The sequence below is a fragment of the Paenibacillus gyeongsangnamensis genome (assembly GCF_027533625.1).
In the GTDB taxonomy this organism is placed as follows: domain Bacteria; phylum Bacillota; class Bacilli; order Paenibacillales; family NBRC-103111; genus Paenibacillus_G; species Paenibacillus_G gyeongsangnamensis.
In genome coordinates this window covers 16,301-32,187 of record NZ_JAQAGZ010000002.1, presented here as the reverse complement: position 1 = coordinate 32,187, position 15,887 = coordinate 16,301, and the positions used below count along the sequence as shown (strand labels likewise).

Sequence of the window (15,887 nt, the reverse complement as noted above, 5' to 3'; positions counted from 1 at the left end):
GTGAGGAATATGGATAAATTCCGGGCTTATGGCCGCTTTTTCAAACGAGGTGAACATATATATCGTACATCCGCTCATCTTCAGTGGGGGGACTCAACTAAATCTTTAGGATGTTGTGTACTGCTTAACCCGGGGTCAGCGACGTTGGAAAAAGTTGCTCCTGAACTATATTCGCGTTTATTGGCAGATGGAAAGGCTCATGGCCAAGTTATTCCTGATCCAACCATGAATCAATTGGCCACGTTATTAGAACGAATTTATGGACAATCCATAGAGGGGCAGTTTAAGATTTATAATTTGTTCTGGCTGCAAAATACAGATGATCAAGATGCAATAGAGCAATTCGTGGAACTTGTTACAAGAGGGGATTTTCAATTCGATGAGTCATTGATTGAATTGGCCGAGCTGAAACAACATCCATGGATTCTCCTAGGTTGGGGAGTGAAAAAGCACAAGTTACATTGGAATCCTTTTGTCCAAATTAAAGATAAATGGGTCTCGTTAATTCAGACCTCGGGCGTCCCAACCTTTGGAAAGGCGCACCCCAAACAAAAGTCAGGATATTACTACTATCATCCGTGCCCCCAGATTCCAACCCACCGGCCACAGATTATCAATGATCTGGAAGAGTTATATAATCGCGATGTACGGCATTTGGAAATCAACATTAGAGAGGATGAAATTCATGGCACAATTTAAAGAATGGGATACGACTTCCGTATATCAGCATGCTGATCAATGGAAAGGGAAGAGCCTCATTAATGGCACATCATTGCTTTGGCCGTCTGAGCAGATTTGGACGACATCGAATTTGAATGCATTTAAAGCTTGCTTCATAGAGAACATGGATGAATCAACAGAGATTTTTGAGACCAAACTGCAAGGGCAACTGAAGGGTCAGAAGCCAGAGGTTGTTCAGCTTGCATGCGAACTCGTCTATCTCTACTTGCTGTTTCCCTCCACGATTACATTTCGAAGAAAAAAGGAACTTTTGAATATTATTGCATCATTTGCTGGACTTACTCTGGACGATCAGAATGAGGCACTGACAGCATTGGATCATGGCATAGGCGGACCGGGTATCGCCTACAATACAAGACGTTATTATGAAATACGTTATATAGCTAAGTTCGCAGATGCGGTTCTGCAGAAACCTGAAAATGACCGGATTGTGTTTTTATCCGACCATTTCAAGGTACGAAATATGCTCGATACTATAAAGGAGGACACGAACCCGCTATCCCGACATATTATTTTGCACCTCCTATACCCTGATCAATATGAACGAATGGCGAGTGCAGGTCATAAGCAACAGATTGTAGAGGCCTTCCTGGAAATTCTGGATGAAAACTCCGTGCCTGAAGATATTGATGATCGCATCCTGGCTATTCGAACAAAGCTCGAAGACATTCTTGGAGAAAAGGATCTTGATTTCTATCGAAGTCCACTCGTTGAATGTTGGGATTATAGTGACCATGACTCGGAGGTGCTACCCATCCAAGGGCTGCAAATCAAGAAGCAGATTGTTTTGTATGGACCTCCGGGAACCGGGAAAACCCATGAAGCAAAGCTATTAGCAGGGCAGTTTATTCGTCAAGAGACATTACGCCAGTGGGGAGCGGGGGAATTCTTTAAAAAGCAAGAGGATGTGAACAAGCTAGTAGAGCAGAGGATTCGCCGTGTACAATTCCATCCGGGCTATGGATACGAAGATTTTATACGGGGGATGCAGCTTGAACAGAATCGGACCGTTTATAAAAAAGGCGTATTTCTACAGGTCTTAGAGGAAATTGAAGCAGCGGAAGGCGGAATCGGTAAAGGCTTGCCTTATGTCCTCATTCTCGATGAAATGAACCGGGCGGATCTCAGCAAGGTGTTGGGAGAGTGCTTTTCCTTAATGGAGGATCGTGAAAGTGCTGTGCTGCTTGCCGGCCAGGATGGCCAACCATATCCGCTAACTGTACCCGAGAATCTCTATATTATTGGAACTATGAATTTGATTGACCAATCGCTGGAACAAGTCGATTTTGCACTTCGCCGCAGATTTCTCTGGTTTTTCCGAGGGTTCGATCGTAATGATCTAGTCACTTTACTGAGGGGAAAATGGGAACGTTGGCCGCAGAAGTATGGAAAACCCCGTAATTGGAACCGTGTGGAGGATGAATTTGAACTTTTAGCGGACCGTTGCGTCCAGTTGAATCATTTAATAGCTGGGCATGAACATATGGGACCGCTGTATGTCATCGGTCATACCTATTTCAGTGACGTGGTTTCATTTGCCCAGAAGTATATTTATTCGCAACCGGGCGTTCAGCAAGTACTATGGAACCGGAATAAGCAAGCTCGTGGGCCTGTAACTGCTTTGTGGAATTATTCGTTGGCTCCGCTATTGGAGCAGTATTTGTCCGGGGCCGATTCATACGATAGAAAGCAATTTATGGAACAAGCGAAAAGTACTTTCCTGTGGGGGAAGGTATGAAGTCCGCACAAGGAAGAACAGATATCATTGTAAATGACTTATCTGAGATCGAATTAATAAATGATGATGAGAAGATATGGTTGCAGAATTTGTGCCTTTATCTCGATAAAGAACTGTTTACAATTCGTCTCACTGACAAATCGGATGATGAGCCGGTAATCGAATTTCGCCATGGACGCTGGTATGCGGGAAGGTATGTTGGAGAGATCCAATATATGGGGAGAACTCTACGTATAACACCACGTTATGAAAGCTCTTTTCATCGTTGGATTAGCACTATATGGGGAGTGCGAATGATCCAGAGTAAGGGCTCCTATCGTAATGCGAATATGTGGTTGTGGGAGCTAATAGCCCGAGTTTGGGGTGAGCAGCTTATCCGTGGAGCCAAGCATGGGTTACCGTATACTCGAATGGAAGAAACACTGAAGGCTCCATCTCTGCGCGGTCGTATGAAAGTGATGGAAACGGCTTTGGAGATAGGCAAGGGAACGAATCGACTTGCAAGTCTATCCAGGTCCAAGGTTATTCATCCTGACATTGCGTACATACTCAGTAAAGGTTATCGAAGAATTAAAAAGGAATTGGGGCATCGAAATGCACATAACTGGTTGTCCGACAGAGGTAGGGAAATCATAGACCTTTTACTCCAATCCGAAGGATGTAGAAGCTATAAGACCATTTATAAGATTCCCAAAATTAAATATACCCCCATCCTGGAATCCTATCGTCCAGTTGTAGATTTAACTTTGAGGATCTTGCAACAAAAATCATTCGGGGTCTCTTCGAATGGTGCCCAAGAAGTAACAGGAACCCTACTGGATATGGCTGAAATTTGGGAGCTTTATGTTTATCATCTTCTAAGAAATGCTCTAGTAGGGGTAGAGGTGATCCATACTGGACGAGTTAGAGAAGCCGTTGGCCACTTGTTTGAAAACGGGAACGGGAAGAAGATAGCCGCATTAAAGCCGGATTTTATTATACGAAGGTTATCTTCGAAACAAGTGTTAGCGGTAGTCGATGCGAAATATAAACACACTTTTGTAACTTCATCAAAACCAACGGGTTTGGAACGAAATGATTTATACCAGATTCATGCGTACATGGATGCTTTCTCCGATCAGGGGTTGGCTCCGGGTGTTCTGGTTTATCCGGATGAAAACGATGCTGAAATTCGGCGATATCAATTAGGGAATCCTTGGTTTTCGTCTCAACTGCAAAGCACCCTTTATTTTTATGGGGTTAACGGTGAATTAGGCGAAGAGGATTCGGTTAACGGGTTGACCCAGTCCGAGGAGCGATTCTGCGTGGGGATGCGAAAATTATTAAAAATCAATCAATATTGAATTCCGGTTCGTTATATAGGAATTTATAGAAATGCTAATTAAACAACACCATCTTTATGCTATTAGAAGAGGACGTTCATGAATAATTATAGATACCTAGAGTCATTGAATTTAGATAAAGTGCGTCTTTTGTCATTACAACTGGTAAATGTAGAAAGAATTAAAACAAACGATATTATCTACATCTTTGATGAAGTTGGCGCAGGAAAAACAATCAGCGCAGGCCTTTGTATCAGATACGTAGTCTATCAAAGAAAGTCCGTACGAATATTGGTTATAACCGCACCTTCCGTTGTGGAGCAGTTTAGGGACAAGCTCTCTACAGTTCTTGATCTGACAGTAGAAGAGCAGATGCTTAATGATAACCTCAACTATGAGATAAACGTTATTAACTTTGATTATAGAAACATTCAGAAACAAATGCAGCAGTACTGGGATTTGATTATCATAGACGAAGCCCATGAGTTTTTAAATAGAAGAGCCAAACGTTACGAAGCACTCTCAAGATTAATGGCAACAAAGGTCATTTTCATGACGGCAACCCCCATTAAAGGATCAATGAAGGATTTAGATACCTACCCTTTATTGGGAGCAAGCCTACTTTCAAACAGTAGCGAACAATTGGATGAATTAACAAAAAGGTTTACCAATAAGTTGAAAAGTCATATAGAGGATAAAAAGAAGCTATGCACCGAATTTAACCCGAATTTATGTGTGACAAGATACTTTAAGGAGACAACAAGAAACATTGAAAAAGTGGAGGGGAAGATGGACTATCAGAACACCCCTCCAAGACGTTTAGTTCCTGAAATATGGAGTTGTCCTGCCCAAAAGAATAAAAATGATTTTCTTTCAGAAATGATAACTTCACTCGATCCTCACAATCGCTATGTTATCTTTGTGAATCGCAAGAGTCATATTGTAGAAATACAAAAAGCTTTGGTTGCAAATCAATTTGTTATGTATTCAAACTCTGATCATACACAGCCTGATACATTTTATTCAATTACAGGGGATCACATTGATCGGAACAGCTTGTTAAAGGAATTTAGTGATCCATATAATATTAATTTTCCAAAAGTATTAATTTTGACCTACCAGATAGGTGAGCAAGGGATAGATTTACCTACTTATAATTATATAATTAATTATCATGTACCATCGTCTCCAAGTAGAATTGAGCAACGATTCGGACGGGTCGACCGGTTAAACAGTATTCATCAGGAGCTGCATACCTGCTTTTTGTTAGAGGAAGCTGGTAATGACAGTAATACTATTAATTTTGATACTGCTGTAGCGACGTATGTAAACGACTTTCTGCCACAAATTCCTTCAAAAAATTCTTTGATGACGAAAGAGATTATTCAAAGGTATAGCAAGCGCGTTGATTATGTTATTCAATACTATCATGAAATGTGTGTAATGGCTGACAGCGATTTAACACTTGCATACAATGCTATTATGCGCGAGAGAGCTTCTTTTGAACATGTTCCAGTTTTCACTGCAGACAAACTTCAGAATAAAGACATGTATAAGTATCTTATAGCTAGTGCTTTTGATGGCGAGCTGCTTCCAATCATTAATTTCGTTATTGATCGTGAGTTGGATATTGAAGATTCATATGAAGATTTTAAAAATTCTATCCATCAAGAGGCAAAAAAGCTTTTAGAAACTTCTGTTGAAAGTAAAAATAAGTTAGCGTGGTGGATGAAAAATATAGATCTCTTGTCTGATCATGTTTTTTATATTAATGATGACCACATGGACTGGATCAAAGAGTATGAGATTGAAATGATCGATCCGAATGAAGCTGCACGAAATATTGTTGAGAGTGAAGAATATAAAAGATATTCCAAAGATATTATGCAACCGATGCATAATATGTGGCTGTGGCAGAAACACAAAGGGACCTTAGAAGAATTTTATGAAACTATTTTCAACGAATTGACACACAACGAAAAATGGTTTGACTATCTCATCAAGGACTTCGGCCATCCTGAGCTTATTCAAATGTTTTATCAATTGGATCAGAATTCATACAGTGGCTCCATAAAACGACTTATAGCTTTACTTCAACAAATTCCTGAATCTGAATTCAAAGATTTATGTCGAGGATTAAACGATTATATTCCTGAACTTCCTTTCTTCAAAATGCGAAATGCATTTAGAAAAATTGTTCATAGCTACGCTCTAACTAAGCAAGGTAATTGTTATAGAACGCGTTTTGATTTTGATCCTATCGGTGATGCTTTCAGTCGAATTATGAAAAATAAATATACGAATGAGATGTCTATGGATTTTATTGAAAAATATAAGTGTACGTATCCTTTCTATTTCAGTGTGATTGGAAATCGGGTTGTTGCTTCCAACTGGTTGAAGCTGCTCTTTGTTTATTCTAACAAGATCGAAAGTCAAAAAGAAAAATTCCCATGGAAAAGAAGTCTCTTTAGGGTATTTCGCACTACAGACTATGGTAATCCACGCACGTATTCAAGTGATTTGAACTACCGCGGAGAAATAAAAAAATTACAAGCAAATGATAGTTTAACCGGCGAAATTGTTACTGAATTATAGATTATGAATAAAGAATAAGTATAAAAGTCCAACCTCAAACTTTACCGTGATCATTCTCAAATTAAGTGATCTTTGGCATGAGAAAATGTTTAAGTTCATTTTTTTATCAACTGTCCAAGCCGTATCCGCATAACCTCCATTAGGAGGGGATGCCGGGTGCATGTAAAGTTTATCTCATGTGAGTCTAATGACAAGATCCGCATTGCTTGTTATGATTATCTCCTAGAGAAGTTCAGGAGGGAGAAACATGATCGCGATATACGCCAGGGTAAGCACAGAAGAACAAGCCAAACATGGATTCAGCCTGAACGATCAGGTTCGCCAGTGCCAACTGAAGGCGGGGACCAATAAGGTTAAAGAATATATTGATGACGGAGTTTCTGGAGAATTTTTAGATCGACCAGCGTTAACTAAACTACGTGAAGACGTAAGAGAAGGTATTATCTCAAAAATTATCTGTCTAGACCCCGACCGCTTGTCACGCAAGCTGATGAATCAATTAATTATCACGGATGAGTTTGATAGACGAGGAATTGAGCTTATCTTTGTAAATGGTGAATATTCTAAAACACCTGAAGGTAATTTATTTTATTCAATGCGGGGGGCAATTGCCGAGTTTGAAAAGTCGAAAATTAATGAACGTATGAGTCGAGGGAGGAGAGAAAAAGCACGGCAAGGGAAAGTGTTACGCGATTTTCAAGTATATGGTTACAGGTACGATAAAGAGTTAGAGCGATTCATTGTTGATGAAGACGAAGCTGCAATCGTCAGTTTAATTTTTGATTTATTTACTCAACCCAATACGATGGTACAAGGGTTAAACGGAATCGCATTATATTTAACGAGCAAGGGTGTGCCAACCAAACGAGGAGCATCCGTATGGCATCGTCAAGTTGTTAGACAGATTATTATGAATAGGGCCTACATTGGTGAGTTTTATCAGAATCGTTGGAATACGGAAGGTATGCTTGGAAACAAGCACCGTAAAGATGATGAAAAGGTTCCAATGAAGGAAAGGCCGAAGAATGAGTGGATTCTAATTCCTTGCCCCGCGATAATCGACGAATCACAATTTGAACACGCTCAGAGGCTGCTGTCTGAATCACGTCGCAGATGGGCACAGAAAAGCAAACACCCATACTTGCTTAGTGGTCTGCTAAGATGTGGTGACTGTGGGAATACGATGACTGGACGGCTTTCAAATAATTGGGGCAAAAAAGTGCCTGAATATACAGATATAAAAAATACAGCCGGTGCAAAAGCAAAAGGTTGCGGGCGCAGAGTTAAAGCCTAAATAATCGAGGAGCAAGTTTGGGAACAGGTTGCATCATGGTTAAATAATCCTGATGAGATAGCCGCGGCATTACAACAAGAAAAAACTAAAGAGCCATTTGAAGCAGGAGAAATTGCCAGAATTGAAAAAGAAATTGAGAAGACTAAGAACGCTCGAAAAAAATTGATCAAACTTTTTGCTGCGAGTGAAGATGGTATTGCAGAAGAGGATATAAGACAAGAATTGAAGGAGTTAACGCAGAGGGAAGAATCATTAAACAATCAGTTGCTTGAATTGACGAACTTATTAAACAATACCCATATTACAGAATACAACATGAATGTAATGATGGAGGCTGTCCAATATTACTTATCGAAAGGTCAAGAGGAGCTTACTTTTGATGAGAAACGTGATTTAATCCGGCAGGTCGTGAGGGAAATTAGGGTTTACGAGGACTCTGTAGAGATTTACACATTCTAAGTGCTTTTTCTAGAGATATGATCACTAATGACATTAGAACCGAGATTCTGATGCATCTGCGATAGTTTAAAAAAAGCGCAAAGACGTCTCGCTTCATGACCCACCTCCGCAAGCTATGCCTTCCATTCCTCGGAAAGTAGTCCCATAAAAATGGTATCGTAATATACTCCGTCCACGAAGGCGTGTTGGCGCAGCCGGCCCTCAATAACAAATCCTATTTTTTCATACAGGTTGACGGCACGTTCGTTTAAACTTCTAGTAGTCAAATAAATCTTGTGAAGTCGCAGTTGTCGAAAGCCTAGATAAATCATTCGTTCTAATGCCATTTTGCCATATCCTTTGCCGCGGTGTTCAGGCGAGAGAAGAACTCCGATACCTGCTCTCCCATGCTCATGCTCAATGTTTTTTAAAAAAATCCATCCTAACAGCTGCTGTTCCTCATTTTCAATGGCAAGCACTAAGTCACCGTTTTGTTTTTTTTGCTCGAAATGCTGCAATGCCTCATCATAAGACATAGGAGCTCTTCCTATTAAGAGAAGCGATTCCGGGTCGTTCAACCACCGGTGCAGCCCGGTCACGTCTTCTTTTTCGAAAGCCCGAAGAATAACGCGTTTTTCAACCATGTCCATCCCCCAGTTCCATACTGTAATCTAAACGTTCGTCTATTAGTTATATTATACGTTGGTTTACTTTTTCCTTTTTGATATTTCACATATGGGCAACTTGGGGTAAGTGAATATAGTTGAAGCTTGCTGAAGGACAACTATAAGGTGGAGCTTGCTTCGCGACAGATCCTTTTTTTAAAAACGGAGTAGGATATTTTGAAGAAAAAATTGCAATAATTATAAAGAAAGGGAGAAACCATCGATGAAAAAAATCGCGATTATAGTTCATGCCTCAGAAACAGAATTAGAACGAGCGTTGCATTCGCTTTAATATGCGCAGGACTTGCATGAATCCTGTCGATTCTTGAGGAATCGACGTCTATAGTGTACAATTTTTATATGGCAGGAAGCTGTACAATTAAATAAATTACATCAATGGGAGTGGAAAAATTTGAATTTAATTAAAGGGTCAATAGCCGGTCTTTTAATTATTGGAGTATTAAGTGCTTGTGGAACACAACAAAAACAAAACTCTTCAAGTAATCCCCCAGTTCAAATTACCAAGACTGAAAATAAGGATAATTACTCCTTAATAGGAGCGGCAGCAAGTCCGCCCATGGGTGATGGAAATGGTAATCTTCTTATCTATCAATTGAGTAAGCAAGAAAAAACCAGTATTCCTTTGGAAACGGGAAGCAATGCTTTTCGAATAGGGATATATGACAATAAAGCATATGTACCCACCCTTCAGGGGAAGACATACGTGATTGATTTAAAAACGAATAAAACGATACAAACTATTCAAACTGAACAAGGTGCTCGTATAGCCGATATATCTGAACAGGAAAAGATCCTGTTGATCACTGGACCTAAAAATGTTGTCGCATACTCCTTACCTGATTTACAGGTTAAATGGAAGCTTGATCAAGGTGGAAATACTCTAGCCATAACCGATAACGTAGCGTACCTCTCTGGTAATAATCGAAAAGATACATTAGTCATTAACCTTGCAGATGGCAGCATAAAAAATAAAATTGAAGCAGGTCGAGTTGAGGATTCCATTTATGATAAGCAACTGCATTCTCTTTGGTTAGCCGATTGGTTTACAGGAAATATGACCGTTGTGGATACAACAAACAACAAAGTTGTGACCGTGATTAAAACGTCCGAGGGAGATCCCAATATTAGTCCTCAAACAATGAATTCTGTTAAATCTGCATTTATGCAACTTGCTGTTGATCCAAATGGTAAACATGTATATGCTGCTGGATTCAGTGGGAATATTCAAGTATTTGATGCAAATGACAATAAGTTTTTGGAATCTATCCCAATTGCATCCGACGGTAGATTGAGTGGACTTACGATTTCTCCTACTGGAGACTATGCGTATACAACTATTGAAAACAAAAAAGAAACAGCCATTGTATCACTTTCAACAAAAAAAATCACTCAAACTATTTCAGATTTGGCAGCCAACAGATGGTTTATGACTAAAAAATAATATCCTACACGCATTGGAAGGACTGCTCCGGCAGTCCTGTTTTATTGAACGCATAGCAGGCCCCTATACTTTTTTTTAATTCTTTGAATTCCCTCTGCTTGTCTGCCAAAGAAAAAGATGATCATTATTGCTGCTAAAAAATTCATTATATATATTGTCAAGTTAGAGGGAAACATTTACAATGTAAATATATAAATATTTTTTAGATAGTATAATTTTTTTTTTTTTGAAATAGGATGAATTCAAAATTATTTATTAGGTGAGTGACGCAATTGGAACATATTAGGGAAGAAATGGGTCTGCTAACCCAAATCATTAAAGGTATTGCGGCGCAATTCGGGGAAAAATGCGAGGTTGTTTTGCACGATTTAACCGGGGATTACGAGCATACAATTGTTGCGATCGAAAATGCCCATATTACCGGCAGAAGAATGGGGGATTGTGGCAGCAATCTTGGACTGGAAGTGTTACGGGGATCTGTGAAGGACGGAGATCGCTACAATTACGTAACCCAGACCAAAGACGGGAAAATACTGCGGTCAACATCGATTTACCTCAAAAATAAAGAAGATAAAATCATCGGTGCGATATGTATGAACTTGGACATCTCCGATTTGATCATGGCCGAAAATGCGTTGAAATCGATTACGATGCACAGCTTAGATCAAGAGACCGAAGAAGTATTTGTCAATGACGTGAGTGACCTTCTCGATTATTTGCTGCAGCAGTGCCAGAACGAAATTGGCAAGCCGGTTTCTCATATGAGCAAGGAAGAAAAGATCAAAGCCATTCAATTTCTTGATAAACGAGGCGCCTTTCTTATTAAAAAAGCAGGAGACAAGGTATGCCAATTCTTAGACATTTCTAAGTTCACGCTATACAACTACTTAGACGAAGTGCGTGGAGAGCGTATGAGATAATCATGTAAAGGGGGGACGATATGCAGCAGTCGGTGCTTTCCATTCGGAATTTGAAAACGTACTTTAGCGGACGTGAGGCGGATGTACGGGCAGTTGATGGAGTTGATATCGACATTGATGCCGGCCAAATCGTATGTATCGTCGGTGAGTCTGGCAGTGGCAAAAGCATGACTTCGTTGTCGGTCATGGGGCTGGTTCCGAAGCCCAAAGGCAAGATCGTCGACGGACAAATTTGGTTCAACGGGCTCGATCTGCTAACGTTGAGCGAGCGTCAGATCAGCGACATCCGGGGACAAGACATCTCGATGATATTTCAAGAGCCGATGACCTCTTTGAATCCGGTGCTTACCATCGGAGACCAGTTGGAGGAAGTGCTGCGGCGTCATCGGAAAATGCCCAAGAAGGAAGCCCTCAAAAAGGCGACGGAGGTGCTGCAGTTCGTCGGCGTTGCCCGCGCTTCAGAAATCATTCGCAGCTATTCGCATCAGCTATCGGGAGGGATGAGGCAGCGGGTCATGATCGCGATGGCCATGATATGCCAGCCAAGGCTATTAATCGCGGATGAGCCGACTACGGCACTGGACGTAACCATTCAAGCGCAGGTGCTGGAATTGATGAAACGGATGCGCGACGAATTTGGAACAAGCATTATGATGATAACCCATGATCTCGGTGTCGTTGCGGAAATGGCCGATCGGGTAGTCGTCATGTATGCCGGGCAAGTGGTGGAAAACGGGAGCGGAGACCAAGTGTTCCGCACTCCGCTTCATCCGTATACAAGAGCGCTGCTTGCTTCCGTTCCTTCAGTGGATGAAGAAAAGCAAACGCTTTATTCCATCCCCGGCACGGTTCCCAATGCGGCTCATTTCCTGGTGGGCTGCAGATTCGCAGATCGCTGTGAGCATGTTCAGACATCCTGCCGTCAATCCATGCCTGAGCTGCGGGAGCTGTCTCAAGGACATTTCGTTCGCTGCGGTTTAATCTAGAAGGGAGTGGAGAAGCTTGAATGAACCTCTTCTCGAAGTGAACCGCCTGAAAAAATATTATCCGATAACAGCCGGATTATTTAGGAAAACAGTCGGTCACGTGAAAGCGGTTGATGACGTATCGTTTTACATAATGAAGGGCGAAACGCTTGGCATTGTCGGTGAATCGGGATGTGGGAAATCTACGCTGGGCAGGATGGTTATGCGTGTGCTCGATCCGACCGAAGGCAAGATTCTGTTTGACAGAGAAGAGATCACCCAGTATCAGGGAAGCCGCTTGCGCAATATAAGGAAAAACTTTCAGATGGTATTTCAGGATCCCTACGCTTCCTTAAATACAAAAATGAAAGTCGGAGACATCATTGCAGAGCCTTTGATTGTAAACAACATGGCGTCACACCAAGCTGCACGGGATACGGCGCATCAGCTGCTGGAGCGTGTGGGTCTTCGGACGGAAGATGCGGCGCGTTATCCGCATGAGTTTTCCGGGGGGCAGCGGCAGCGGATCGGTATCGCAAGGTCACTGGCGCTAAGTCCCAAGCTGATCGTAGCGGACGAAGCGGTTTCGGCGCTCGATGTGTCGATTCAAGCGCAAATTCTGAACTTGCTGTGGGAGCTGCAGCAGGAGTTCGGCCTGGCCTATTTATTTATATCACATAACTTGGCGGTTGTCCGCCATATCAGCAAGCGGGTCGGGGTTATGTATTTGGGTCAGATGGTTGAAATTGCGGATAAAAGTCTTTTATTCACAAATCCGCTGCATCCGTATACGAAAGCGCTTTTATCCTCGGCGCCAAGTATAGAACGAGGAGCGGTCCGCGAAAAAATTATTCTTCAAGGGGAGCTGCCTAGTCCATCCAATCCCCCTCTCGGATGTCCGTTTCACTCGCGTTGCCCGAAAGCATTTGATCGCTGCCGCTCAGAGCGTCCTGCATTGACGGAAATGTATGAAGGCCATTCAGTAGCCTGTCATCTTTATTAAATATTTTAAGAATGGAGGAGCAGTACAATGAATGAACCGATCCACCTTCATGTCGTTGACCCGGTAAAGCGTAGGGTATACCCGGCCTTACTGGAGCATACCAAAACAGGTTACAGGCTGCAACCAACTGAATTTATAGATCCTGCGCAGGATTCAAAAATGTATTTAAGTCCCGGATGGATTGATCTCCATGCGCATGTGTATGACGGCGTCACTTCTTTAAGTGTCCCGGCGGATTCGATCGGTTTGAAAACTGGAGTTCTTTTGGTGGCGGACGCGGGAAGCGCAGGCGAGGCTACATTTCCGGGCTTTCGGGACTACGTCGCGCCTCGGTTTCGCACGGAAACACGCGCCTGGCTCAACATCAGCTCGATTGGATTGGTGCATCTTCGGGAAGTAGCGGATTTGAGCTTGATTAATGTGGACCGTACGGTCAAAACCGTGATGGAGAACCGTGATTTTATTTGCGGAATCAAAGTCCGCTCCAGCGGTGCGATCGTCGGCGAGATGAATTTGCAGCCGCTTCAATTGGCTCTTCTGGCCGCAAGAGAGGTATCTCTGCCCGTCATGGTACATATCGGAGAAGCGCCGCCGATCATTGACGATGTGCTTGATTTGCTCAGGGAAGGGGATGTCGTCACCCACTGCTATCACGGAAAAATCGGACACCCATGGCATCAGGACGGTACTCCGCGCAAGGCGCTGCAAAGAGCATTGGATAGGGGGGTGAAATTGGATGTCGGACACGGGGCGGCCAGCTTTAGCTTCGATATTGGGCTTAAGGCGATTGCAGCAGGTGTTCATCCATATACCATCAGTACCGACGCGCATATCCGCAACGTATACGGTCCTGTGTACGATTTGCCGACTACGATGACGAAGCTGCTGGATTGCGGCATGTCGCTAATGGATGTCATCACGGCCGTTACAGCTTCACCGGCGGAGGTTTTAGGGCTGGAATACTGGTGCAGTCTGAAAGACACGGTGGAACGGGCAACCTTATTCCGTTTGGACAATGGGGGGAACGATACGCGCATCTATAAAGATTCGACGGGGGCTATTAGAAAGCCTGATCAGACGATAACTCCGGCGGCGTTTATTTCCAAAGGTATCTTAACGTATCTCGAAGCCATTAGTTGGTAGAATTTATCATGAAGAGAGGGATGATTTTCAATGAAAGCGAAAAGTCTTCTCATCGCACTGAGTACGTTTCTTGTCTTTACGGGCTGTTCCGGCAATCCATCGGGTGATCAGCCAAGCTCAAGTAAACCTACTGCAAGTAGTGATACGAAAAGTACTTCCCCGGCAAATGATTCATTAATTGTTGCCCAAGATACCGACGCTGGCACCATGGACCCGCAAAAGCAAGGGAAAATTCCTGACATGAGCATCCTTAGCAACATGTTCGACACGCTGGTTACCAGAGACGCAGACAATAAGCTGGCGCCGGGACTGGCAACAGAATGGAAGACTCTCAACGAAACGACGTGGCAATTCAAGCTGCGGCAAGGCGTTAAATTCCAGAACGGCGAGCCATTTGACGCGAATGCCGTGAAGTTCAGCATCGAGCGGCTGCTGAATCCAGCTACGAAATCCCCGATTGTCGAATTAAATACCGTGAAGTCGGTAGAAATCGTCGATCCCTATACGGTCAATTTCGTTACTAGCGCTCCGGATCCGATCTTGCCGAATAAAACGACGCTTTTCGGTGGTGTGATAGTCCCGCCTAAATATATTCAGGAAAAAGGCGACGACAATTTTGCCAAAAATCCGATCGGCACAGGCCCATATAAATTCGTTTCCTGGCAAAAGGACAATCGGGTGGAGATGGAAGCGAATCCCGACTACTGGCGTGGCGTACCGAAATTTAAGAAGCTCACGTTCCGCATCATCCCCAATCCGGCCGATATGGTGGCTGCTTTGAAAACAGGAGAAATCGATATCGCAGCATCGCTTTCCGCGGACGTAGCCGATCAATTAAAAAATGAATCCTCCGTGCAAGTGAACTCCAATCCATGGATCCGCACGTTCTACATTTCGCTGGATACGACACAGGACGGACCCTTGGCCAAAAAAGAAGTGCGTCAGGCGCTCAACTACGCAATCGATGTGGATACGATGATCAAAACCGTGCTTGGCGGTCACGCCGCCCATGTGTCGACATTAATTCCAAAACAAAATTTCGGCATCGATACTTCGATTAAGCCATATGAGTATAATCCGGACAAAGCAAAGCAGCTGCTGGCACAGGCCGGCTATCCGCAAGGCTTCTCCATCTCGCTTGATGCGACGAATGCCGATTCGAACAACGTTCAGGCGATTGCCGGACAGCTTGCCAAAGTTGGCGTCAATGTGAAAATCAATTTATTGGACAGCGCAACCCTAGTAGGCAATATAACCGCAAAGAAGGCGTCGCCGCTTTATTATATCGGCAATACTGGCTGGACGATGGACGCTTTAAGCAACTTTCAATCCTACATTAAAAGCGATAGACGATACAACCGCTGGAAAAATGCCGAAGCCGATAAGCTGATCGACACTGAAGAGCAATCGGTAGACCCAAAGGTGCGCCAAGAAGCCTTCACCAAGCTGCAAGTCCTTCTGAAAGAGGAAGCGCCATTTATTTACTTGTACCAATTGGATGGCATTTACGGTATGCGTAAAAACATTCAATGGACTCCTTCTCCGACTGGCGTACTGAATATGTATGGAGCATCCATTAAATAATGATTCCGCTGCAAAGG

At 42.9% G+C, this 15,887-nt stretch carries 11 protein-coding genes and 1 pseudogene; 11 read left to right on the top strand and 1 reads right to left on the bottom strand.

The genetic code is table 11. From position 1 onward, the window contains the following. Positions 1-9: 9 nt before the first annotated feature. From O9H85_RS03225 to O9H85_RS03205, 5 genes and pseudogenes are all read left to right on the top strand, one after another. Positions 10-699, top strand: a complete 690-nt coding sequence (locus O9H85_RS03225; protein ID WP_269879858.1) for a hypothetical protein — start codon at positions 10-12, stop codon at positions 697-699. After that, positions 686-2,479, top strand: coding sequence for an McrB family protein (locus O9H85_RS03220; RefSeq protein WP_269879857.1), 1,794 nt, complete (start codon positions 686-688; stop codon positions 2,477-2,479). The genes O9H85_RS03225 and O9H85_RS03220 overlap by 14 nt, the downstream gene beginning before the upstream one ends. Continuing rightward, entirely contained in the window at positions 2,476-3,822 is a 1,347-nt protein-coding gene (locus O9H85_RS03215) for a 5-methylcytosine restriction system specificity protein McrC (RefSeq protein WP_269879856.1), read from the top strand. The genes O9H85_RS03220 and O9H85_RS03215 overlap by 4 nt, the downstream gene beginning before the upstream one ends. Before the next feature lie 78 nt (positions 3,823-3,900). Beyond that, positions 3,901-6,396: a helicase-related protein gene (locus O9H85_RS03210; protein WP_269879855.1), complete on the top strand. Its 2,496-nt coding sequence runs from the start codon at positions 3,901-3,903 to the stop codon at positions 6,394-6,396. Between the two features lie 247 nt (positions 6,397-6,643). Continuing rightward, positions 6,644-8,149 (top strand): annotated as a pseudogene (locus O9H85_RS03205) (recombinase family protein). Between the two features lie 113 nt (positions 8,150-8,262). On the opposite strand, the gene O9H85_RS03200 reads toward O9H85_RS03205, so the two are convergent. Then, a complete protein-coding gene (locus O9H85_RS03200; RefSeq protein WP_269879854.1) occupies positions 8,263-8,772 on the bottom strand; it encodes a GNAT family N-acetyltransferase in 510 nt (169 codons plus the stop codon). A 433-nt stretch (positions 8,773-9,205) separates the two neighbouring features. Between O9H85_RS03200 and O9H85_RS03195 the strand changes: the two genes are divergently transcribed. From O9H85_RS03195 to O9H85_RS03170, 6 genes are all read left to right on the top strand, one after another. Then, positions 9,206-10,255: a YncE family protein gene (locus O9H85_RS03195; protein ID WP_269879853.1), complete on the top strand. Its 1,050-nt coding sequence runs from the start codon at positions 9,206-9,208 to the stop codon at positions 10,253-10,255. Between the two features lie 272 nt (positions 10,256-10,527). Next, the gene (locus O9H85_RS03190) at positions 10,528-11,175 is read left to right on the top strand and encodes a helix-turn-helix transcriptional regulator (protein ID WP_269879851.1); all 648 of its coding nucleotides are present in this window, start codon (positions 10,528-10,530) and stop codon (positions 11,173-11,175) included. A 20-nt stretch (positions 11,176-11,195) separates the two neighbouring features. Next, positions 11,196-12,161 carry an ABC transporter ATP-binding protein gene (locus O9H85_RS03185; RefSeq protein WP_269879850.1) on the top strand — a complete coding sequence of 322 codons (966 nt, stop codon included), beginning with the start codon at positions 11,196-11,198 and terminating at the stop codon, positions 12,159-12,161. A 16-nt stretch (positions 12,162-12,177) separates the two neighbouring features. After that, positions 12,178-13,143, top strand: coding sequence for an ABC transporter ATP-binding protein (locus tag O9H85_RS03180; RefSeq protein WP_269879849.1), 966 nt, complete (start codon positions 12,178-12,180; stop codon positions 13,141-13,143). Between the two features lie 27 nt (positions 13,144-13,170). Then, positions 13,171-14,286: an amidohydrolase/deacetylase family metallohydrolase gene (locus O9H85_RS03175; RefSeq protein ID WP_269879848.1), complete on the top strand. Its 1,116-nt coding sequence runs from the start codon at positions 13,171-13,173 to the stop codon at positions 14,284-14,286. A gap of 240 nt (positions 14,287-14,526) precedes the next feature. Beyond that, on the top strand, positions 14,527-15,870 hold the full coding sequence (locus O9H85_RS03170; protein ID WP_269879847.1) for an ABC transporter substrate-binding protein: 1,344 nt from the start codon (positions 14,527-14,529) through the stop codon (positions 15,868-15,870). Positions 15,871-15,887 lie beyond the last annotated feature (17 nt).